The following is a 22,012-nucleotide window of genomic DNA, read 5'->3' as shown; positions in this document are numbered from 1 at the left end:
ACCTGTCTCGAGAAGAGGATCCGAACCGATGACGAACTGGGGTGGGGGGACGGAAAGCCGGCCCCGGCGTCCGGGCGTCCGCTGCCTTGGACATGCGTCCCCCCGGTGCATGTACTTCACGATGTGGAATGCGACATGGCTCCGCCCCGACCGAATTGCCGCCGAATTCGTCCAGCCGCTCGAAAGGGTGGCTGCCGCCGGTGCCAACTCGCTGTGGTGCGGTCGAGATCCCCTTGGCCCAAGGGGTGTTGGTACAGAGATCCGGCCATGGCCGAATTTGGACATGGCTCCGCCCGGCGGGATTGTGTCCCCCCTGTCCGCCCCGCGAAAGGGAGGGACGTGACCGAAGGTATGCCGACGATCACGGGCACGTCCACCCACTTCGCCGAATCGCTCTCCGTCCAGGTAATCCTTCGAAATTCGGCGTCTGCTGGCGCGGGCCGGAGGGGTCGTGTCAAATGTCGTTTGACGTGATCTTGATCGTCAAATCCTGCTGGTAGGCTGGCCGTTGTTCAAGTGGGCGGACTGGGAGGGGCGGCCATGGACGACATCGAGGACTTCGGAGCCTGGCTCGGACGTCAGCTCCGGCGGAGCGGACTGACACAGGCGGAGTTCGCCGAGCGGCTGGGGCTGACGCGTGCCGCCGTGTCCGCGTGGGTGACGGGGAGGGCGCAACCGCGTACCGAAATGATGCTCAGGATCGCGGAGTTGCTCGACACGGACGTCTCCACGGTCATGAACCGGGACACCGATGCCGGGTCCGCGCGACCGATCGGATGGCACCACCGCCTGGCCCACCGCGACGGCGGGCGCGAGTACGGCAACGCCGCGGCGTTCGCGTTCGAGGCCGGGTTGGCCGTGCTCGCGCGCGAGACCGTACAGAACTCCCTGGACGAGCGGCTCGACCAGACCCGCCCCGTACGCGTCCGCTTCACCCTGCACGAGCTGAGGGGGGAGGCGCTGAAGGCGTTCCTGGCCGCTTTGCGGTGGGAGGAACTGGAGGCGCACTACGAGGCGGCCGCCCGGTCCCGGCAGAAGGTCGGCCGGGTGCTGGAGGAGGCCCTGCGGGCGCTGCGCGACGAGTCGTCGCTGCTGCTCCTGCGGGTGGACGACTACAACGCGGCCGGGCTCACCGGCCCGGAATACGGGGACGGCCGGTTCGCCGCCGTGGTCAGGCGCCAGCTCGACAGCCACAAGCGGAACGATCGTGCGGGTGGTTCGTTCGGGCTCGGCAAGGCCACACTCTGGGCGGCCAGCCGACTCGGCCTGGTGCTGATGAACAGCACTCTGTCGGAGAGCCACGAGGGACGCACGGCCCGTCGTGTCATCGGACGGCTCGATCTCCCGTGGCGAGAAGTGGACGGCGTCGCCTACGCCGGACCGGCGTGGCTCGGCGAGCCGGACACGGAGAAGGAACGCGAGAGCGTCTCCCGATCCTGGTGGGCGGACGAGCAGGACGTCGCGGACCTGCGGCTCGACCGGGACAGCGACGATCCCGGTACGTCGTTCCTCGTCGTGGGGGCCCATGACGCGGCCGGCGCCGGCGACACGCTCCAGGAGATGACCGAGGCCCTGGGCGTCGCCATCGCCGACAACTTCTGGGCCGCCATGACCGCGGGCCGCTCGACCGCGGCGACGCTGGAGGTCTCCGTCCGCGCCTTCCGTGACGACGAGACCGTCGTTCCCGAGCGGCGGGTGGATCCGCACGAGCGACACCCGGCGCTCGCGCGCGCGTTCCAGGCCTACCTGGACGGTGAAACCGTCACCGAGCTCACCGCGGCGGGCCAGGTCGCCGCGGCGGAGGTACGGCTGGACGTCCCGCCGCTCCGGTCCGAGGGCCGGGGGGCCGCACCGGTCGCCCACCGGGCCGTCCTGCTGGTGACGCCCGCCGCGGACTCGGACGAGGAACACAGCCGCATCGTGTGCATGCGCGGCACCCGCATGACGGTGACGTCCCGTCGCCCGCGGAGCCTCGGCATGGGTGTCGACCCCTTCCAGGCCGTACTGCTCGCCGGGTTCGCCACCGGTGACGACGGCGAGGCGGAGCACGCCGCCGAGGCCTTCCTCCGGGCCGCCGAGCCTCCGGAGCACGACCGGTGGGGCGTCACGGAAGAGGTGTCGGCGCTGTATCCCAACGCGCCGCGCCGGCTGACCGAGTTCAACGCCGGCATGGACGCGGCGCTCCGCGGCCTCATCGGTCGTCGTACCGGCCGCGAGGTCTCCGCCGGGCCCGAGGTGCTCCGCAGCCTCCTTCGGCTCGACCCGCCCACGACGGCCGCGGGGCGGCGCGCCCACGGGTACCCGGTCGTCGACCGCGTCACCGGACGCGTCGATCCCGAGGGAGCGTGGTCCCTCGACGTGACGGTGACCGTGCCGCAGCGCGAGGACCCGTGGCACCTCGTTCCCGTCGTCCGGTTCGACGTGCGCTCCGGCGGGAGGCCGGCCCTGGAGTGGGCCGAACTGACGGGGAAGGAGAACTGCGCCATCGTCGACGGCACGGTCGTCACGGCGCCCGACGTGCGCACCGTCCGGTTCGGCGGGGTCACCGCCGTCTCCAGCCATCCCGTCGCCGCCGCCATGGCGGGCGTGATCGTGAACATCGAGCAGGCACGGGAGGCCTCCGCATGACCACCGTCTACCCCTACCCGACCCTCGTCGGAAAGGTCGACGTCACCGTCAGGCGGGCCGTTGTCGACGGGGTGCCCCTGCACCTTCCCCTCGTGTCCCAGCGGGAGCGCGTCGTCGCCTTCCACCAGGTCGAGCGCGACGACTGGGTGGAGGGTCTCCTGGAGCTGGAGGTCTCCGTTCCGGGCGACGAACTCGCCGACGGGCCTTGGGCCGGAGTCACGTGCGTCGCGGTACTGACCGAGGGAGCCACGAACACCCGCGTGGTCAGCCGCCTCCGGCGGGCCCGCGGCGAGAAGCACTGGCACGGCGAGGTGCGCCTGCGACGTTCGGAGCACGTGGCCCGCGCCGTGCTCGACGTACGCGTCGTGGGCAGCCACGGGGGTGTCGACGGGCGGATCATCGGTGCCTGCGACACGCCCTGGGTCATCGACTTCCTCGCACGCACGGCCACGCGTCAGCGCGAGACGGAGATCGTGGAGGAGGACTTCCGCGACGGCCCGCGGGAATGGCTCCGCCCGTTCAAGGACGCCGCGTGGTTCATCGACACCACCGGCGACATGCCGACCATCCTGCTGAACACGTCCTTCGAAGGGTTCACCGGTTTGCTGGGCGGCGCCCGGGGGCCGCTGGAGAAGGCCACGGCGGGGCTGGTGGCGGCGCAGATCGCCGGCGAGGTCTGGGCCGCGATGTTCCACACGGCCCTCGGCGATCTCGAACAGGACGAGAACGGGACGCCGCAGCTTCCGGGTGGATGGCGGGAGTCGGTCCTGCGGGCCATGCTCCCCGACGTCCTTCCGGGCCGTCCGATCGCCGATGCCCTGACCGAGGCCCACGGCCGGCGCAAGGAAGGGGCCGGCTGGGCCGAGCTCCTGCCCCGGATCCAGTACGCGGCCTCACGACGGGCCCAGATCCCCAAGAACCTCACCACGGCGCTCCGAGCCGTGTCGCGCGCCCAGGAAGGACCGGTCCGATGACGCGGTACGAAGCCCCCGAACGGCTGGCGACGCTTCCCTCCGCAGCCGTCTCCACGTACCTGACCAACGGGGTGCGAGCAGGGCAGGAGCGACTTCCGCAGGTGGCGGTGCTGCGCGCGAGCACGGCGATCGCGGACGACTCGGCCCGCTGGGACACCGCTCCCGTCCGGGAGCTGCTGGACGAGGCCATGCACCGGTTCGCCGGTTCGCGCGCCGCGGCGGACGCCTGGCTGGCACCCAGGCTGCACGCGACCCTGCGCATGACCCGCGCCGAGGCGGCCCGGCCGGAGCTGTGGAACTTCCTCGCGTTGGCGGTCGCGCCGGACTACGTCCTGTGGCGGCACCTCGCGTTGGGGGAGGCCGGGGACGACACGGCGAAGCGGGTCAGTGCCCCGAGGTTCTCCGGGGCCCACTACACGCAGGCCTTCGCCCGGTTGTGGTGGGCGGCCGAGATGTTCCGCGACGGGCACGACTACCGACCGGTCGAGATCGCGTGCGGCAGTCAGGACATGATCAACACGGCTTTGCGGCTGGACGCCATCGACCACAAACCCACCGCGTTGGCGATGGTGCGGGTCCTGAAGGGACTGGCCGATTCGAGGGCGACACGGCTGGGCGACCGCGTCAACGCGCTGTGCGCCGCGGTGAACGCGGCGGGCAGCACGCTGATGTACGACGTGATCGCACCGCACGACGCGACCGACCACGACGCCCTGGCGCGGTGGATCGAGGACGCCGAAGTCGCGGCGGCCGTCCCGTGGGACGGGTTGCCGGACGGCCCCGAGGACGGCACCGCGCGGCGGACCTCCCTCGATCTCCTCACGGTGATGTTCGAGAGGTTCAGCTCCGCGGCGCCCCTTCGGGACCGCGACCGGGCACGACCCTCCGGTTCCTGAGGCCGTCCGGGGTGCGGGTCTGCCGGTGGCGACCGGTGGACCCGCACCCCGTTCGACCCGCCGGTCAGCCCCCGTCGGCGGCCGGGGTCAGCCGCAGCGAGATGCTGTTGATGCAGTAGCGCTGGTCCGTGGGGGTCGGGTAGCCCTCGCCCTCGAAGACGTGCCCCAGGTGGGAGCCGCACTTCGCGCAGCGGACCTCGGTGCGGACCATCCCGTGCGAGGTGTCGGCGATCAGCTCGACGGCCTCGCTGTCCTTCGGGTCGAAGAACGACGGCCAGCCGCAGTGCGATTCGAACTTCTCCGTGGAACGGAACAGTTCGGAGCCGCAGCCGCGACAGGAGTAGACGCCCTCCGTCTTGGTGTCGGTGTACTCACCCCGGAAGGCCGGCTCGGTGCCCGCGAGGCGGAGCACCTGGTACTCGGACGGGGTCAGCTCGGCCTGCCACTGCTCGTCCGTCTTCTGCACCTCGTACGACATGACGTTCCCGCTCCCTCAGCTCGACAGGCGGGCGAGGATCCGAGGTCCCAGATCCGTGACGTCGCCCGCGCCCATCGTGAGAACGAGATCGCCGGGCTTGGCCATTCCCGCGATCACGTCGGCGACGGCCTCCTTGGAGTGCTCGGCGGTGACGTCGGCCCCGGCGGCGCGGGCGGCGGCGATGATGATCTCGCTGGTGACGCCCGGGATCGGGTCCTCGCGGGCCGGGTAGATGTCCAGGACCACGGAGGCGTCGGCCAGGGAGAGGGACTGGCCCATCTCCTTGCCGAGCTCCTGGGTGCGGGAGAAGAGGTGGGGCTGGAAGACGACCAGGATCCGGGAGTCCCCGGCGGCGCCGCGGATGGCCTCCAGGTCGGCGGTCATCTCCGTCGGGTGGTGCGCGTACGAGTCGATGACCTGCACGCCGGCCGCCTCGCCCTTGAGCTGGAGGCGGCGCTTGACGCCGGTGTACTTGCCGAGCGCGGAGGCCAGGTTGTGCGCCGGGATGCCGAGGGCGACACCGGCGGCGAGGGCCGCGACGGCGTTGTGCGCGTAGTGGCGACCGGGCACGGAGACGGTGAAGGTGAGCATCCGGCCGTCGACGACGACGGTGACCTCGCTGGTCAGACCGCGCGGGGTGATCTTGGTGATGCGTACGTCGGCCTCGGGCTCCTCGCCGTACGTGACGACGGTGAGGCCCTCGCGGCCGGCGACGCGGCGGGCGATCTCGGCGGCGCCCTCCTGGCCGTGGGCGACGACGAGGGTGCCGCCGGGCACGATCCTGCCGACGAAGGTCTCGAAGGACTCGTGGATCTCGTCCATCGACGCGTAGTTCGCGTGGTGGTCGAGTTCCGCGTTGAGGATGATCGCGACCTGCGGGGCGTACTTGTGGAAGCTGCGGTCGCTCTCGTCCGCCTCGGCGACGAAGATGTCGCCCTCGCCGTGGTGCGCGTTGGAGCCGGGGGCGTCCAGGTCGCCGCCGATGGCGTACGAGGGGTCCAGGCCCAGCGCCGAGAGGGAGACCGCCAGCATCGAGGTGGTGGTGGTCTTGCCGTGGGTGCCGGCCACCGCGATCGGGCGCAGCCCGTCCATCAGGCCGGCGAGCGCGTCGGAGCGGTGCACGACGGGGATGCCGAGCTCGGCGGCGCGGGCCAGCTCCGGGTTGTCGGCGCGGATGGCGCTGGAGACGACCACGCAGGTGGAGTCCTCGGCGAGGTGGCCGGCGGCGTGCCCGATGTGGACCGTGGCGCCGTGGGCGCGCAGCGCCTGGGCGGTCTCGGAGTCTCGGGAGTCGCTGCCGGCCACCTTGGCGCCGCGCTGGGCGAGGATCTTCGCGATGCCGGACATGCCGGCGCCGCCGATGCCGATGAAGTGGGGCCGTTCCATGGCGGTCGGCAGGCCGGGCTTCATTCAGGTCGCTCCAGGATCGAGTGCTGGGTGTGGTGCTGTGCGGTTGACGCTTCGGGCTGGGCCCTGCGGCCCAAGCCTATTCGTTGTGGGCGAAGAGCTTGAGCACGGGAACGCCCACCTTGTGGCGGGCCCGGGACGCCCAGTCCCGGTGGAAGAACTCCTCCACGAAGTGCGGGGCGGTCAGGACGATCACCTCGTCGGCGCCGGTCTCCTCCACCACCGACTTCAGTTTGTCGAGCGGGTGGCGCTCGATGATCTGCCCGATGACGTTGGCGCCCTTCTTTCTCAGCGCGTCCATCGAGTATTCGAGTGCCTGTTCGGCCGGGCCGCGGGCCGCCTCGCCCTCGGGTTCGTCACCCTCGTGAATGGCCTCGGGAAGCTCACCGAGCGCTACGTCGTCGATGGCGCGCAGCAGTCGGTCCTGGTCGCCACGGGGTTGCATGAGGACGACGAAGGAGACCGAGTCGTCCCCGTGGAGGGTGGTGACGAAGTCCACGTCCACCGCGGTCAGGGGCTGCTCGATCATCAATACGCTCGTGAACACGGACGCCCTCTCCTTCATGGGCCGAGGCCGGCCGGCCGGCCCCCTGCGGAAACCATCCTGCCCCGCTCCCACGCGGGGCCATACGCAGATATACGTGCCCAGGCATGTGCCCTCTGGAAGCAAAACGGAACTAGAAATTCCGCCTTTGTGTCAGATCCGACGGTAACGCGTGAACAGGAACCCGGCCTCTTCCAGTACGCAGGCGGGCGCGAGCCGGTGCGGAACCGTGACGGAAGGCCCTCCGGCGATCCGCTGGGCGACACCCGCGGTGAGCATCGGGGAGATCGTCAGGCACAGCTCGTCGAGGGCGTCGGCGGCCACGAACTGACCCAGGAGCCTCGGCCCGCCCTCGGTGAGCTGGCGGCGCAGGCCCCGCGCGGCCAGCTCCCGTACGACGCGGGCCGCGTCCACGCGCGCACCCTCGCCCGCCACCACGACCTCCGCCCCGGCGGCGGTGGCCTCGGCCACCCGCCCGGCGGGCGCGGCGGCCCCGGTGAGCACCAGGGTGGGCACCAGGGGGGAGGTGAAGAGGGGCAGCGCGAAGTCCAGGTCCATGCTCGCGGTGACCACGGCGATGACCGGGGCGGGGCCCTGACCGGCGGCCGCGCGGCGGGCCGCGAAGACCTCCCGGGCCCGGGCCGGGCGGTAGCCCTCCTGGCGAACCGTTTCCGCTCCGACGACCACCACGTCGGCCAGGGCCCGCAGGGTGCCGAAGATCCGCATGTCGGTCTCGCCGGAGATGGGCTGCGAGCGGCCGTCGTGCTGGCCGGCCCCGTCCAGGGTGGAGACCATGTTCGCCCGCAGCCAGTGGTCTCCCGGCCCGAGCGCGGGGTACGCGTAGGCCTCCGCGAGCTCGTCCAGGGACCACTCCCGGTCGGCCAGGTCCTCCGGGGAGGCGGATGTCTGATCGGTCACAGGGAACAGGCGTCGCATCGGTGCAGTCTGACACGCCCCGTAGAGTTAAGGGCTGTGCCGACATCACTCTCCGCCCCCGGTTCCGCCTCCCGGCCCCCGATAGCCGACGCGGGCCCGCAGGCACTGTGCGCCCGCGAGCCGCACGTACCCGCCGAGCGGCTGGTGGCCGAGATGGTCCCGCCGCCGCGTTTCGACTCGGTGCGCTTCGACACGTACGACCCGGATCCGACCCAGCCGAGCCAGGCCGAGGCCGTCACCGTGCTCAGCGGCTTCGCCGCCGGGCTGGGCGGGGCGCACGCGAGCGGCGCCGCGAAGAAGCGCTGGTTCTCCAAGAAGCCGGCCGCACCCGCCGCCCCGCGCGGGGTCTACCTCGACGGCGGCTACGGCGTCGGCAAGACCCACCTGCTGGCCTCCCTGTGGCACGCCACCCCGGCCGAGCCCGCGCTGAAGGCCTTCGGCACCTTCGTGGAGCTGACGAACCTGGTCGGCGCGCTCGGCTTCCAGCAGACCGTGCGGACCCTGGGCGGGCACCGGCTGCTGTGCATCGACGAATTCGAGCTGGACGACCCGGGCGACACCGTCCTGGTGTCCTCGCTGCTCAGCCGCCTCGTCGAGCAGGGCGTGGCACTGGCCGCGACCTCCAACACCCTGCCCGGCAAGCTCGGCGAGGGCCGCTTCGCCGCCGCCGACTTCCTGCGGGAGATCCAGGGCCTGTCGGCGCACTTCCGGCCGCTGCGGATCGACGGCCAGGACTACCGCCACCGCGGCCTGCCCGAGGCCCCCGCGCCGTTCTCCGACGAGCAGGTCGCCAAGGCCGCGTACGCGACCCCGGGCGCCAGCCTCGATGACTTCCCGCACCTCCTGGAGCACCTGGCGAAGGTCCACCCGAGCCGCTACGGCGCGCTGACCGACGGGGTCACCGCGGTCTGCCTGACCGACGTGGGCGCGGTGCCGGACCAGTCGACGGCGCTGCGGCTCGTGGTCCTGGCCGACCGGCTGTACGACCGCGAGATACCCGTGCTCGCCTCGGGTGTCGCCTTCGACCGGCTGTTCAGTGAAGAGATGCTGAACGGCGGCTACCGCAAGAAGTACTTCCGTGCCATCTCGCGGCTCACCGCGCTGGCACGCGACGCAAAGCCCCTGGTGTCCCAGTAGGTTGGGGACCGCCGGGTCCCTCGGGTCCCCGGCCGTTCCCACTTCTGCGAAGGGATCCACCATGGCCACCACACGCCACGCGCACACCGTTTGGGAAGGGAACCTGCTGGAGGGCAAGGGTCAGGTCACCCTCGACTCCTCCGGGCAGGGATCGTTCGACGTCTCCTGGCCCTCCCGCGCCGAGGCCGCCAACGGCAAGACCAGCCCGGAAGAGCTGATCGCCGCCGCCCACTCCAGCTGCTTCTCGATGGCGCTGTCCCACGGCCTCGCGGGCAAGGGCACCCCGCCCACCAAGCTGGAGACCAAGGCCGACGTCACCTTCCAGCCCGGCGAGGGCATCACGGGCATCCACCTCACGGTGGAGGGCGAGGTCCCGGGCATCGACAACGACGCCTTCGTCGCCGCGGCCGAGGACGCCAAGAAGAACTGCCCGGTCAGCCAGGCCCTGACGGGTACGACGATCACCCTGAGCGCCAAGCTCGCCTGACGCGCTTCCCGGCACCTCGCGGCCGCCACCGGGGCAACGGCTCCGGCGGCGGCCGCGGTCGTCCCGGCGGCCGCCGCGGTCGTCCCGGCGGCGGCCGCGGTCGTCCCCGGCGCCTCGGCCCGCTTCCCGCGTCCAGCCACCAGCCGGGTGACCCGGCGGTCCGGTGCCTCGCGGCGGCGGCCCGGCCGGCGCGGCGCATGGTAGGACGACCCGGTCACATGTCCTGCGCCACCGCCGGGAGTTGCCGATGTCCGTCACCCGCCGCAGTCTGCTCGCCGCCGGCGGGATCGCCTTCAGCGGCGCGCTCGGAGCCCTGTTCACCGGCGACGCCGGGACCGCCCGCGCGCGCGAGCGGGGGTACGGCCCGCTGTTGCCCGACCCGCGCGGGCTCCTCGACCTGCCGGCCGGCTTCTCCTACCGGGTGCTCTCGCGCGCCGGTGATCCGCTGCGCTCCGGCGAGGGCGCCGTCCCCGCCAACTGCGATGGCATGGCCGCGTTCGGTGCCGCCGGCGGGCGCGTGCGACTGGTGCGCAACCACGAGAACCGGGTCACCGCCGCGCTGCGGGTGCCCGCCGTCGCGGGCATGACGTACGACCCCGGGGCGCTCGGCGGTTGTACGGTCCTGGAACTCGGCGCGGACGGGCGGGTCACGGCCGAGCGGGTCGCGCTGGCCGGCACCGCCGTCAACTGCGCGGGCGGCCGGACCCCCTGGAACACCTGGCTGAGCTGCGAGGAGACCGAGGACCGGGCGGGCACGTCCGGCTACACCCGGGACCACGGGTACGTCTTCGAGGTGGACCCCGCCGACCCGTCGCGCTCGGGGGCCGTCCCGCTGACCGCGCTGGGGCGGTTCGCCCACGAGGCCGTCGCCGTGGACCCGTACCGGGGGGTGGTCTACCTGACCGAGGACGCCTTCGTGAGGCCGTTCGGGCTGTTCTACCGCTTCCTCCCGGAGCGGCCGCTCGGCGGCCTCGGCTCGCTGCGGGCGGGGGGCCTGCTGGAGGCCATCCGGGTGCCCGGGCTCCCGGACCTGTCGGTCGTGGCGGAGCCCGGGGCCGAGTTCCCGGTGGAGTGGGTACCGGTTCCGGACCCCTCGGCGGCCGGGACCCCGATCCGGTACCAGGACTTCGGGCCCGGCGGCATCACGCACGCGCAGAAGCTGGAGGGCTGCTACTGGGGCGGCGGGCGCCTCGGCGGGGTCCACTTCGTCTCCAGCTTCGCCCGCAGCGGCGAGGGGGCGGCGGCCGACCACCACGGCCAGGTGTGGTTCCACGACCCGGTGCGCGGCACGATCCGGCTGGAGGTGCGCTTCGGACCGGCCACCGACGTGACGCTGCCCGGGGACTCCCCCGACAACATCTGCCTGGCCCCGGACGGCGGCCTGATGGTGTGCGAGGACGGCGGCGGAGATCAGTACGTCTTCGGCGTGACCCCGGCCGGCGAGGTCTACCCGGTGGCCCGCAACGCGCAGGACATCGGACGGCCGGGAGACGCCGCGGAGTACGGGGAGTTCGCCGGGGTCACCTTCTCCCCCGACCTGCGGACGATGTACGTCAACCAGTACCTGCCCGGGACGACGTTCGCGGTGACGGGGCCCTGGCGGCACTGACCCCGGCTTCGGTCGTTCGGCGGCGCGGCCGTGTGCCGGAAGGGTGACTTCGGCCGGCGGGAGTGCCGCAGACGGCCACTCACCACATAGTCATATATTTTGCCTGCGTGACCATTTCTGTGCGCAAAGCGGCGGTCGCGGCCGCTCTCAGTGCCGCCCTCGGTGTCTGCCTCTCGGGTTGCGGGGGCTCCACCGGCACGGCCGGCGCCGGCCCCCAGGCCCGTATGGGCACTCCCGCGGCGTCCGGCTCGCCCGCGAACCCCTCGGGTGCCCCTTCCGCGGCCGCTTCCTCCGCCTCCCCGCAGGCGGGCGCCCCCGCCAAGGCCCCGATGCTGGCGCCCGGCCCGAACGGCCTGACCCCGGTGTTCGAGCGCGCCAAGCAGCACACCGAGAAGACCGTCGCGCTGACCTTCGACGCCGACATGACCTCCGATCAGGGGCCCCGCGCCGACGCCGGGGAGCACTTCGACAACCCCCAACTCATCTCGACGCTGCGCGCCCTCAAGGTGCCCTCGACGATCTTCATGACGGGCCGCTGGGCCGAGGAGTACCCGGACCAGGCCAAGTCCATCGGCACCGACGCGAACTTCGAGATCGCGAACCACTCCTACAGCCACCACGCCTTCAAGTCCCCCTGCTACGGGCTGCCGGCGCTCGACGAGGCCGCCGCCCGGGCCGACGTGGACCGGGCCTTCGAGGCCTTCCGCAAGGCGGGCGCGGTCAACACCGTCCCCTACTTCCGCTTCCCCGGCGGCTGCTACGACGACGCCGCACTGCGCGCCCTGTCGACGGCCAAGGTCACAGCGGTCCAGTGGGACGTGGTGAGCGGGGACGCCTTCGCGAAGGACCCCGGCGCGGTGGCCGAGCAGGTGCTCGCCGGGGTGAAGCCCGGCTCGGTGGTGGTCATGCACTGCACGCGCAGCGCGGCCCCCGTCACCGAGGAAGCCATCCAGAAGATCGTCCCGGAGCTGCGCAAGCGCGGCTACCGCTTCGTGAAGGTCTCGGAGCTGATCGGCAAGTAGCGGGGTCGGGCACCCTCGGCCACACCGGTACGGCCCGGTTTCGTCCGACTGGTCCGTACGGGCCGCCGCACCGGGCTGCAGGACCACTGGTAGGAAACTTTCCTTCCTGTTACTGTCCCCGGCGGCGGCTTGGCGCGGTGCCGGTTCCTCCCTCGGCATGACGCGCTCAGTGAGAGCTCTGACCCGGCCGCCGGGCGCCGCCTCCTGCCCGCCCGCGGGCCGGGCGCGGCGTCCCGCACCTGTGTCCAGCTCTCGCCGCCCCCAAGGCCAGGGAGTCCAGGTATGCGCCTGAAGACCTTCCGCACCAAACTCCGCACCCTCCTCCTCATAGCCGTCACCGTCCTCGCGCTCACCGGCGGGCTCCTCCTCTCCTGGCCCGAACGGGCCGGAGCGGCCGGAGCGGCCGGAGCCGCCGGGACCGCCGGGACCGCCGCCGACCCCGTCATATCGCGCGGGAAGCCCGCCACCGCCTCCTCCACCGAGAGCTCGTCGCTGGGCGCGAAGAACGCCTTCGACGGCGACACCGCCACCCGTTGGGCCAGCGCCGAGGGCAAGGACCCGCAGTGGATCCGGGTCGACCTCGGCTCCCCCGCCACCGTCTCCCGGGTACGTCTGACCTGGGAGGCCGCCTACGCCAAGGCCTACCGCGTCGAGATCTCCGCCGACGGCGCCGCCTGGACCACGCTCGCCGGCGAGGCCGCGGGCAACGGGGGCACCGACGACTGGACCGGCCTGTCCGGCAAGGGCCGCTACCTGCGCGTGTACGGGACCGCGCGCGGCACCTCGTACGGCTACTCGCTCTTCGAGGCCGAGGTGTACGGCACCGTCGACGGCGGGCCGCAGCCCGGCGGCGCCTTCTCCGTGGTCGCGGCCGGAGACATCGCCGCGCAGTGCACGGCCTCCGACAGCGGCTGCGCGCACCCCAAGACCGCCGCGCTCGCCCAACGGCTGAACCCGAGGTTCTACCTGACGATGGGCGACAACCAGTACGACGACGCCCGGCTCTCCGACTACCGCGCCTACTACGACAAGAGCTGGGGCGCCTTCAAGGCCAAGACCCGGCCGGTCCCCGGCAACCACGAGACGTACGACCCGGCCGGCTCCCTCGCCGGGTACAAGTCGTACTTCGGGAGCATCGCCTTCCCGCAGGGCAAGAGTTGGTACAGCTACGACGAGGGCAACTGGCACTTCATCGCCCTCGACTCCAACTCCTTCGACCAGGCCGCCCAGATCGACTGGCTCAAGGCCGACCTCGCGGCCAACGGCAAGAAGTGCGTGGCCGCCTACTGGCACCACCCGCTGTTCTCCTCCGGCGGGCACGGCAACGACCCGGTCTCCAAGCCGGTGTGGAAGATCCTGTACGCCGCGAAGGCCGACCTCGTCCTGAACGGGCACGACCACCACTACGAGCGGTTCGCCCCGCAGGACCCCGAGGGCCGGGCGACCGCCGACGGGATCGTGGAGATCGTCGGCGGAATGGGAGGCGCCGAGCCCTACCCGATCGAACAGGTCCAGCCCAACAGCCAGAAGCGGATCAGCGGACCGTACGGCGTCCTGAAGCTGGACTTCACCGACACCGGCTACGGCTGGAGCTACGTCGGGACCGACGGACAGGTCAAGGACACCGGCCCCACGTACAGCTGCCACTGATGTACCTGGCCGCCAACGGCCGCCCGGACGCGCCGCCCCGCACCCCAGGGGCCCGGCGGCGCGTCCCCGCCGCCGTCCTCGCGCTCGGCACGGTCAGCCTCGTCACCGACGTCTCCTCGGAGATGGTCACGGCGGTCCTGCCGCTCTACCTCGTCCTCGGACTCGGCCTGTCCCCGCTCCAGTTCGGCTTCCTGGACGGCATGTTCAACGGCGCGACCGCTCTCGTACGGCTGCTCGGCGGACGGCTCGCCGACCGCGGCGGCCGGCACAAGCGGGTCGCCGGGGCCGGCTACCTGCTGTCCGCGCTGTCCCGGCTCGGCCTGCTCCTCGCGGGCGGTGCCACCGCCGGCATCGCCGCCGCGCTCGCCGCCGACCGGCTGGGCAAGGGCATCCGCACCGCCCCGCGCGACGCCATGATCTCGCTCAGCGGCCCCCCGGAGTCCCTGGGCCGGTCCTTCGGCGTGCACCGCGCCATGGACACCACCGGCGCCCTCCTCGGCCCGCTCGTCGCGTTCGCCGTGCTGTGGGCCACCGCCGACGCCTACGACGCGGTGTTCGTCGTCAGCTTCTGCACCGGCCTGCTCGGAGTGCTGCTGCTCGCCGTGTACGTCCCGGCCGCGCCCCGGGCCGGGACCCCGGCCGCCGCCCGCAGGCCCGCCCCGACCCGCACCGCACTGCGCGACCCCGTCTTCCGCCGCATCCTGTACGCCGCGGCCCTGCTGGGCGCCACCACCATCGGCGACGCCTTCCTCTACCTGCTGCTCCTGCGCGGACTCGACCTGTCGCCCGCCCTGTTCACGCTGCTGCCGCTCGGCGCCGCCGCCGTCTACCTGCTGCTCGCCGTCCCGGTGGGCCGGATCGCCGACCGGACCGGGCGGCCCGCGGCCTTCCTCCTCGGGCACCTCGCCCTGCTCGGCGCGTACGGCCTGCTGCTCGCCCCCGTCGGCCTGCCGACCGTGGTGGGCGTACTCGCCCTGCTGGGCATCTTCTACGCCGCCACCGACGGGGTCCTGATGGCGCTCGCCGCGCCCGTGCTGCCCGCGCACGGCCGCGCGGGCGGGCTCGCCGTGCTGCAGACCGGCCAGGCACTGGCCCGGCTCCTCGGCGCCGCCGGATTCGGGGCCGCGTGGACCTTCTGGGGGCAGCGGCCCGCGCTGTGGGCGGCCGCCCTCGCGCTGGCCGGGGCACTCGCGGCCGCCCGGCGCATCCTGCCCGCCTGGACCACTGCCCCCGCCCGGACCACTGCCCCCGCCCGCGTCCCCGTCCCTCCCGTGGAGCCGTCATGAACCTCCGCCCGCGCCGGTTGCGCCTCGCCCTCGTCATCACCGCCGTGCTCGTCCTCGCGGGCGGCTCGCTCGGCTACGTACTGCACGCGAGGCACCGTGCCGGGCCGCTCCGGCAGGCCGGCGCCGAGGCCTCGTTCGACGCCGGGCGACCGGGCCTGTACTTCCGGGACGCGACCACCGGACGGGTCGCGCGGCAGAGCGGCGACGGCGCGGAGCGCGTGGGCGGCGGGCCCTCCTGCGACCGCTTCCACGCGGCCGGGGAGCACGCCCTGTGCCTGCGCAGGCTGCCGGGCACCCCGGCCCGGACGGAGGCCGTCGTACTCGACCGGCGCCTGCGGGAGGTCCGCCGGGTGACCGTTCCCGGCATCCCCAACCGGGCCCGCGTCTCCCCGTCGGGGCAGGTCCTCGCGTGGACGACCTTCGCGACCGGCGACTCGTACGCCACCTCCGCCTTCTCCACCCGGACGTCGATCCTGGACCTGCGCACCGGCTACCTCGTCAAGTCCATGGAGCAGATCCCGCTCACGCTCGGCGGAGCCCGCCACCACAGCCCCGACGTCAACTACTGGGGGGTGAGCTTCGCCGACGACGACAATCGCTTCTACGCCACCGTCTCCACCGGCGGCCGCACCCACCTCGTCGAGGGCGACCTGGAGCACTGGTCGGCGAAGACGCTGCGCGAGAACGTCGAGTGTCCCTCCTTGTCACCGGACGGCACCCGCGTCGCCTTCAAGAAGAAGGTCTCCGACGATCCCCGGGACCCCTGGCGGCTGTACGTCCTCGACCTGGCGACCATGACCGAGCATCCGCTGGCCGAGCCGCGCGGCGTCGACGACCAGGCCGCCTGGCTGGACGGTTCGACCGTCGCCTACGCCCTGCCGGGGGCCGACGGCCGTGCGAGCGACATCCGGTCGGTCCCGGCGGACGGCAGCGGAGCACCCGTGCTCCTCGTACCGAACGGCTCGTCGCCGGTCGCCGTGCACTGAATCACCCCCGCCGGGCGGCGACCAGGCAGGCCGCCGAGCCCGCGGCGCCCGCCAGCAGCAGCGCCCCCGCCAGGGCCCCCACCGGAGGCCGTACCGAGCCGGTGACCAGCGCGGACACCGCCACGCGGGCCGGGGAACCGGCGAGGACCCAGGCCGCCAGCGAGCCGAGGGCGCCGGCGAGCACGGCGTAGCCGCGCCGCCGGATCAGCGGCCGGCTGCACAGGGCCCCGACGGCCGCACCGGTCAGCGCGCAGGCCGCCACCGCCGCGGCCCCCGCGACGGCCGCCCGCGCGGGGCCCGCCCCCGCCGGGGCGCCGAGCAGCAGCGCCACGGCTCCACCAGCGGCCCCGGCGAGCAGTGCCCCGGTGAGGGCGACGGTCAGGGCCGCGGCGTGGACCCGTACGGGACCGGCCGCGGCGGCCGCGCAGTCGCGGGCCGCGTCGGGCTCGTTGGTGACGCAGATCCGCACGAGCCAGGCCGCCTGCGGGACCAGCCCGGCGGCGGCGAAGCCGAGGGAGTCCGGCACCGGATCGCCGGGCCGGATCCCCGCGGCCACGAAGGCGGCGTACACGACCAGCGGTGCGATCCACCGCTGGGAGCGCAGCAGCAGCGCGCCCTGGTAGCGGAGCAGAGCGGTCACTTCGGTTCCTCCACGGCGCGGATGTGCCAGGACGGCCGGGCGGTCAGCAGGGTGCGGAGCACCTCGTCGGAGCGGGCGGCCTCCACGGTGAGCAGGACCCCGCCGTCGGGAGCGGGCGCCCCCGCCAGTCCGGGTGGCAGCTCCTGGCCGGGCGCGGCTGCGGCGTGGATCCGTACGAGTACGAGGGGGCCGGCCGCTCCGGACACCGGGGTCAGGGCGCCGCCCCGGATCCGGTGGTGCGCGTCGGCGGCGCCCGCGAGCCGCCGCGGGTCGTGGTCGACGAAGACCACGGCGGCCCCGGCGGCGGTGCGTTCGGCGACGGCGCGGTCCAACTCGGCGCGGGCCGGGGCGTCGAGCCCGGTCCACGCCTCGTCGAGGACGAGCAGTCCCGGCTCGGCGAGCAGGGCCTGGGCCACGGCCACCTTCTGGCTGGTGCCCTTGGACAGTTCGGCCATCGGGGTGCGGGCGTGCCCGGCCGCCCCGAACCGCTCCAGCCACTGCCCCGCCCTCCGGGCCGCCCCGGCGCGCGACAGCCCGTGCACCCGGCCCAGGTGGGTCAGGTACGCCTCGGCGGTCAGCGGCAGGGCCGCCGGGAAGCGCTCGGGCACGTAGGCCGTGCGGCGCGGGCGTCCGCTGATGCGCCCCTCGCTCGGGGTGTCGATCCCCGCGACGAGGCGCAGCAGGGTGGACTTGCCGCCCCCGTTGCCCCCTTCGATCCGGACGAGGGCGCCGGGCGGCAGCTCCAGCGAGACCCCGCGCAGCACCCAGGGGCGGCGGGGTCCGTAGCGGCGGCCGACGGCGGTGAGCTTCAGCGCCGGCCCCTCGGATGCGGGGCCGTTCGGTGGGAGGCCGTCGGGCCGGAGGCGGGAGGATCACTCTGCATGCCGCCGATCCTCGCCCGGTCGGGGCACCCTCGGCATCATCCTGGAGGGGGAGCCTGGCATCCTTGGCCGGATGAGCAGCCAGCACGCGCACGACGCTTCACAGGTACCCGCGGTCGGGGCGGACAGCCCGTTCCGGCAGGAGCACGTCCTGCGCGACGAGGCCCCGCAGTTCGTCCTCCCTCTGGTGGTCCGGATCGAGAAGACCGCGCCGCCCGCCCGGACGGACGCCCTGGAGACGGCGGCCCGCGCGGTGCTGGTGCTGCTCTCCGACGAGCGGGCGCACGGCGAGGGCGAGTGGGCCGAGGCGGTGCGGGACTGGCAGGACGCGCGGATCCGCAAGGTGGTCCGGCGGGCCCGCGGGGCGGAGTGGCGCAAGGCGGAGACCCTGCCGGGCGTCACCGTGCACGGCGACGGCTCCGAGGTGCGGGTCTTCCCGCCGGTGCCGCTCGACGGCTGGCCGAAGGAACTGGCGAAGCTCCAGGTGTCGGGCACCGACCTGGACGACCCCGAACCGGTCGGCCCGGACGCCGAGCCGGGGCTGCCCGTGCTGTGGCTCAATCCCGACCTCGACATGTCCGCCGGCAAGGCGATGGCCCAGGCCGGGCATGGGGCCCAGTTGGCGTGGTGGGAGCTGACCGGCGCGGAGCGGGAGCTGTGGCGGGCGGACGGCTTCCGCCTGGCGGTGCGCACGGCCCCGCGCGAGCGGTGGGAGGAGCTGAGCGGTGGCGGGCTGCCCGTGGTCCGCGACGCCGGTTTCACGGAGATCGCGCCCGGCTCCTGCACGGTGGTCGCCGACCACCCCGCGCTGCGGGCCCGGCTCCGGCCCTAGGGCCTGTCTTTTGGATCAGGCCGGATCAGGGAGCGGGGCCTGGCGCGTGCGATCGCAAGGCGGAGGAGGGAGTCGACGCGGAGCGTTGGCGACCGACGACAACGCGGCGAGCGTGCGTGCCAGGCCCCGCGAGCCCGGCATGATCCGAAAGACAGGCCCTAGCGACGGCGTGGGGCCGGGAACCTCAAATGTTGCTCTGAACGTCCCCTCCGGCGGATTGGCCCGGCTTCGGCGGGGCCATCACACGGATGACCGGTGACATCGGATCACGGCCGGACGAAGGGGGCGGGGGACATGAAGCCCATGGAACGACTGGGAGTGGGGATCGGCTGGCGGCCGGAGATCGCGGACGCCGTCGAGCGGTTGCCCGGCCTCGACTGGGTCGAGGTGGTGGCCGAAAACATCTGCCCGGGCCACCTGCCGGAGTCCCTGGTGCGGCTGCGCGAGCGCGGGATCCGCGTCGTGCCGCACGGGGTCTCGCTCGGGATCGGCGGCGCCGACCGCCCCGACCCGGCGAAGCTCGCGGCGCTCGGCGAGCGCGCGGTGGCGCTGGGGGCGCCGCTCGTCACCGAGCACATCGCCTTCGTACGGACCTCCTCGCCCGCGCTGGAGGCCGGCCACCTGCTGCCGGTGCCGCGCACGCGGGACGCGCTGGACGTGCTGTGCGAGAACGTGCGGACCGCGCAGGACGCGTTGCCGGTGCCGCTGGCGCTGGAGAACATCGCCGCGCTGATCTCGTGGCCCGACGAGGAGCTGACCGAGGGGCAGTTCCTGACGGAGCTGGTCGAGCGGACCGGCGTCCGGCTGCTCATCGACGTGGCCAACCTGCACACCAACCGGGTCAACCGGGGCGAGGACCCGGCCGCCGTGCTCGACGCGATCCCGCTGGAGGCGCTGGCGTACGTGCACGTGGCGGGCGGAGTGGAGAAGGGCGGCGTGTGGCACGACACGCACGCGCACCCGGTGCCGCCGGTGGTGCTCGACCTGCTGGCCGAACTGCGCTCGCGCGTGGACCCGCCGGGCGTGCTGCTGGAACGGGACGACGACTTCCCGCCTGAGGCGGAGCTCGCGGCCGAACTGACGGCGATCCGCGCCGTGTCGACGTCCGGGGCCCGGCTCGACGCCCGGCTCGACGCCCCGCGGGGGCGCCCCGGCACGCCCGCCTCCCCGTCGGAACCGGAACTCGCCGAGGCGGTCCGGACCCGGGTGGGGCTCGGGCAGGCCGCGCTGCTGTCGGCGCTGGTGGCCGGGACGCCCGTGCCCGAGGGGTTCGACCGGCGGCGGGTCCGGGTGCAGGCCCGCGCCCTGGCCGCCAAGCGGGCCGACGTGGTGGCCAAGGTGGCGCCCGAGCTGCGGGAGATCCTCGGCGGCGGCGAGCCGTACCGCGAGGCCTTCCTCGCCTACGCCAAGAGCCGGCCGATGAGCGGCGGCTACCGCCGCGACGCGCTCGACTTCGCCGAGCACCTGCTGATACGGGACCTGCCGGCCGACGCGGCGGCGCGGCGGCGGCTCACCGCCTGGTGGCGCGAGCGGGCCGGGGCACGACCGCCCGGCCGTGTCGCGCGCTGGGCCCGGACGCTCGCGGGGAGGGCGGCATGAGTTTCACGAATTGGCTGGCGGTCGCGGTCTGGGTGGGGGTCGTCGGCTCCTCCCTCGTACTGGTGCGGGGGCTGCGCGGCCCCCGGCCCCGCTCCGGCGGGTCCTCCGGCGGACTGCACGACCTGTCCGAGGCCGCGTTCCTGGTGGGCGGGCCGGGAGGCGTCGTGGACGCCGCGCTCGCCGCGATGCTCTCGGACGGGCGGCTGATGGCCGGCGGTCCCGGCATCGTCCAGGTGCGGCCCGGGGCGCGGGCCGGCGACGTCGCCGAGCGCGCCGTCCTCCAGGCCCACCAGGCAGCGCCCTCGGGGTGGCTCTACCAGGTGCGGTACGCGGCCATGCTCGACCCGGCCGTGCAGGAGATCGGGGACGTCCTCGCGGCCCGCGGGCTGATCTCCCCGCCCGGATCCGGCCCGTCCCGGCGGCGCTGGGGCGTGGTCCAGGCCGTCGTGTGCGCGATCCTCGTCCCGGTGTCGATTCCGCTGACCATCGTGGGGATGGTCGTACTGGACGACTCGGTGCCGTTCATCGTGGTGGTACTGCCCGCGCTGGTGGGCGGGATCGTCATGGGCGTGGTCGGCGCGCGTCGGGGCAGGAGCCGGCTCACCCCGGCGGGGGCGCGGGCGCTGTCCGCGATGCGGCGGGCCCACCAGAACGACCAGAGCCCGCGCGTGCGGATCTCGCTGTCCGGGCTGCGCGGTCTGCGGGACCCGCACCTGCGGCAGCAGCTGGTGCCGGCCGCGCGGGGCACCCGGCTGGCCGCGGCCCAGTCCGGCAACCGTATGCCCGGTTCGCCGGGTTCGCGCGGCTCCCACCACTCGCACGGCTCCGACTCCTCCTCCGATGCCCTCGTCCCGATCGTCTGGTGCGCGGGCGGCGACGGCGGCGGGAGCGGGTCGAGCTGTGGCTCGGGGTCGAGTTGCGGCTCCTCGGGCAGCGGTTGCGGCGGCAGCGGCTCCGGTTGCGGAAGTTCGAGTTCGTCTTGCGGCGGTTCGAGTTCGAGCTGTGGCAGTTCGAGTTCCAGCTGTGGCGGCTCCAGTTGCAGCAGTTCTTCCGGCTCCAGTTGTTCCAGTAGCTCCTGACGGCCCATCACGGTCCCATTACAAGCTGTTCGCACCCCCTGACCAGGCACATCATCAGCTTGTAGAAAGCGGGAATGTTCTGGGTCCTGTTCCTGCTGGCGGCTTGGGCCGGGGTGCTGGTGTCGTGCGCCCGTCTCCTGGTGGCCGCCACCCGAGCGGCGGAGCCCGCGTCGGGCTCCGCCTCCTCGCACCACCACACCGAGCTGAGCCTGTACGAGGCCGCCTACCTCGCCGGCGGCCCCCTGCGGGTCGCCGACCTGACCCTGCTCTCGATGCAGCGCGAGCGGCGGCTGCTGCTCGCGCACACGGGCTGGGCGACCGTCGTCGATCCCGTCGGGCGCGATCCGCACGAGCGGTCGGTGCTGGGGGCGTTCGGCCCCGACGGGCAGTCGCCCGTGCCGGCGCTGCGGTACACCGTGGCGGAGGACGATGCCGTACGGGACCTCGCGGACCGGCTGGGCGAGGCGGGGCTCGCGCTGAGCGAGGGCGTACGGGGCGGGATCGGCGAGGGGGTCCGGGCCGTCCAGGGGGCGACCCTGCTGGTGCTCGCGATGGCGGCGGCCGCGCTCGCCGTACCGTTCGAGGGGACCTCGGCCACGATCGTCGCGGTGTGGTTCCTGCTGCCGCTGATCCTCTCCCTGAGCTGCCTCGGGATAGCCCGCTTCGACGGACACCTGCACTCGTCCTGGGCCTCTCCGGCCGGGCAGCGGCTGCTCGTCGCCCTGGACGAGGAGCGGGGCGAGGAGGAATCGCTGACCGCGGTGGCCGTACGGGGCGTACGCGCGGTCGGCGACCCCGGGCTCCGGGCGGCCCTCGGGTACGGCAACCGGGGGCGGATCCCGGGGCAACGGGGCCAATGAGGCCGACACCGCCCGCCGATCCTTTACACGGGCACCGCCCGACCCTTTAGTCGGCTCATCGGACGACCCGAAGGGCCGACT

Annotated in this window: 20 protein-coding genes; 14 read left to right on the top strand and 6 right to left on the bottom strand. The window is 73.7% G+C overall.

Annotated elements, in window-relative coordinates; all coding sequences use genetic code 11:
* Positions 1-540 precede the first annotated feature (540 nt).
* Genes ACFYYJ_RS32380 through ACFYYJ_RS32370 form a run of 3 tightly spaced genes read left to right on the top strand, consistent with a single transcriptional unit; the run spans position 541 to position 4,498 of the window.
* On the top strand, positions 541-2,628 hold the full coding sequence (locus ACFYYJ_RS32380) for a helix-turn-helix transcriptional regulator (protein ID WP_389137656.1): 2,088 nt from the start codon (positions 541-543) through the stop codon (positions 2,626-2,628).
* Positions 2,625-3,602, top strand: coding sequence for a hypothetical protein (locus ACFYYJ_RS32375; RefSeq protein ID WP_389137654.1), 978 nt, complete (start codon positions 2,625-2,627; stop codon positions 3,600-3,602). Before ACFYYJ_RS32380 ends, ACFYYJ_RS32375 begins: the two co-directional genes overlap by 4 nt.
* Positions 3,599-4,498 carry a DUF6339 family protein gene (locus tag ACFYYJ_RS32370; protein ID WP_389137652.1) on the top strand — a complete coding sequence of 300 codons (900 nt, stop codon included), beginning with the start codon at positions 3,599-3,601 and terminating at the stop codon, positions 4,496-4,498. Before ACFYYJ_RS32375 ends, ACFYYJ_RS32370 begins: the two co-directional genes overlap by 4 nt.
* 64 nt (positions 4,499-4,562) lie before the next feature.
* Here the strand turns inward: ACFYYJ_RS32370 and msrB are convergent, their stop codons facing one another.
* From msrB to ACFYYJ_RS32350, 4 genes are all read right to left on the bottom strand, one after another.
* The gene (msrB, locus tag ACFYYJ_RS32365) at positions 4,563-4,976 is read right to left on the bottom strand and encodes a peptide-methionine (R)-S-oxide reductase MsrB (RefSeq protein WP_385125929.1); all 414 of its coding nucleotides are present in this window, start codon (positions 4,974-4,976) and stop codon (positions 4,563-4,565) included.
* A gap of 15 nt (positions 4,977-4,991) precedes the next feature.
* Positions 4,992-6,386, bottom strand: coding sequence for a UDP-N-acetylmuramate--L-alanine ligase (murC, locus tag ACFYYJ_RS32360; protein ID WP_389137649.1), 1,395 nt, complete (start codon positions 6,384-6,386; stop codon positions 4,992-4,994).
* Positions 6,387-6,462: 76 nt separating this feature from the next.
* A complete protein-coding gene (locus ACFYYJ_RS32355) occupies positions 6,463-6,930 on the bottom strand; it encodes an indole-3-glycerol phosphate synthase (protein WP_385125931.1) in 468 nt (155 codons plus the stop codon).
* Positions 6,931-7,080: 150 nt separating this feature from the next.
* The gene (locus tag ACFYYJ_RS32350; RefSeq protein ID WP_385125933.1) at positions 7,081-7,863 is read right to left on the bottom strand and encodes a pyrimidine reductase family protein; all 783 of its coding nucleotides are present in this window, start codon (positions 7,861-7,863) and stop codon (positions 7,081-7,083) included.
* A 36-nt stretch (positions 7,864-7,899) separates the two neighbouring features.
* Between ACFYYJ_RS32350 and zapE the strand changes: the two genes are divergently transcribed.
* From zapE to ACFYYJ_RS32315, 7 genes are all read left to right on the top strand, one after another.
* Positions 7,900-9,000: a cell division protein ZapE gene (gene zapE, locus ACFYYJ_RS32345; RefSeq protein WP_385125935.1), complete on the top strand. Its 1,101-nt coding sequence runs from the start codon at positions 7,900-7,902 to the stop codon at positions 8,998-9,000.
* A gap of 61 nt (positions 9,001-9,061) precedes the next feature.
* A complete protein-coding gene (locus ACFYYJ_RS32340; protein WP_376656940.1) occupies positions 9,062-9,487 on the top strand; it encodes an OsmC family protein in 426 nt (141 codons plus the stop codon).
* A gap of 247 nt (positions 9,488-9,734) precedes the next feature.
* Positions 9,735-11,096, top strand: a complete 1,362-nt coding sequence (locus ACFYYJ_RS32335; protein WP_389137646.1) for an alkaline phosphatase PhoX — start codon at positions 9,735-9,737, stop codon at positions 11,094-11,096.
* Positions 11,097-11,203: 107 nt separating this feature from the next.
* Positions 11,204-12,118 carry a polysaccharide deacetylase family protein gene (locus tag ACFYYJ_RS32330; protein WP_385361335.1) on the top strand — a complete coding sequence of 305 codons (915 nt, stop codon included), beginning with the start codon at positions 11,204-11,206 and terminating at the stop codon, positions 12,116-12,118.
* A 282-nt stretch (positions 12,119-12,400) separates the two neighbouring features.
* Positions 12,401-13,768, top strand: coding sequence for a discoidin domain-containing protein (locus ACFYYJ_RS32325; RefSeq protein ID WP_389137644.1), 1,368 nt, complete (start codon positions 12,401-12,403; stop codon positions 13,766-13,768).
* Positions 13,768-15,054, top strand: a complete 1,287-nt coding sequence (locus ACFYYJ_RS32320) for an MFS transporter (protein ID WP_389137642.1) — start codon at positions 13,768-13,770, stop codon at positions 15,052-15,054. Before ACFYYJ_RS32325 ends, ACFYYJ_RS32320 begins: the two co-directional genes overlap by 1 nt.
* Complete coding sequence (locus ACFYYJ_RS32315; protein WP_389137640.1) at positions 15,051-16,040, top strand: hypothetical protein; 990 nt, start codon at positions 15,051-15,053, stop codon at positions 16,038-16,040. The genes ACFYYJ_RS32320 and ACFYYJ_RS32315 overlap by 4 nt, the downstream gene beginning before the upstream one ends.
* 1 nt (position 16,041) lies before the next feature.
* Here ACFYYJ_RS32315 and ACFYYJ_RS32310 read toward each other — a convergent pair whose 3' ends face one another.
* Positions 16,042-16,680 carry an ABC transporter gene (locus ACFYYJ_RS32310; RefSeq protein WP_389137638.1) on the bottom strand — a complete coding sequence of 213 codons (639 nt, stop codon included), beginning with the start codon at positions 16,678-16,680 and terminating at the stop codon, positions 16,042-16,044.
* On the bottom strand, positions 16,677-17,492 hold the full coding sequence (locus ACFYYJ_RS32305; RefSeq protein WP_389137727.1) for an ATP-binding cassette domain-containing protein: 816 nt from the start codon (positions 17,490-17,492) through the stop codon (positions 16,677-16,679). Before ACFYYJ_RS32305 ends, ACFYYJ_RS32310 begins: the two co-directional genes overlap by 4 nt.
* A 142-nt stretch (positions 17,493-17,634) precedes the next feature.
* Here ACFYYJ_RS32305 and ACFYYJ_RS32300 point away from each other — a divergent pair, with 142 nt between their 5' ends.
* From ACFYYJ_RS32300 to ACFYYJ_RS32285, 4 genes are all read left to right on the top strand, one after another.
* The gene (locus ACFYYJ_RS32300) at positions 17,635-18,393 is read left to right on the top strand and encodes an aminoacyl-tRNA hydrolase (RefSeq protein ID WP_389137636.1); all 759 of its coding nucleotides are present in this window, start codon (positions 17,635-17,637) and stop codon (positions 18,391-18,393) included.
* Positions 18,394-18,696: 303 nt separating this feature from the next.
* Entirely contained in the window at positions 18,697-19,992 is a 1,296-nt protein-coding gene (locus tag ACFYYJ_RS32295) for a DUF692 domain-containing protein (RefSeq protein WP_389137726.1), read from the top strand.
* Complete coding sequence (locus tag ACFYYJ_RS32290; RefSeq protein WP_389137634.1) at positions 19,989-21,071, top strand: TIGR04222 domain-containing membrane protein; 1,083 nt, start codon at positions 19,989-19,991, stop codon at positions 21,069-21,071. Before ACFYYJ_RS32295 ends, ACFYYJ_RS32290 begins: the two co-directional genes overlap by 4 nt.
* Positions 21,072-21,145: 74 nt before the next feature.
* Positions 21,146-21,931 (top strand): TIGR04222 domain-containing membrane protein, encoded by a 786-nt coding sequence (locus ACFYYJ_RS32285; protein ID WP_385125953.1) that lies wholly within the window; start codon positions 21,146-21,148, stop codon positions 21,929-21,931.
* The last annotated feature ends 81 nt before the right edge of the window (positions 21,932-22,012 follow it).

The organism is Streptomyces sp. NPDC002467, assembly GCF_042889825.1.
Classification (GTDB): domain Bacteria; phylum Actinomycetota; class Actinomycetes; order Streptomycetales; family Streptomycetaceae; genus Streptomyces.
The sequence above is the reverse complement of the archived record's forward strand: the minus strand, read 5'-3'. Positions and strand labels throughout refer to the sequence as shown.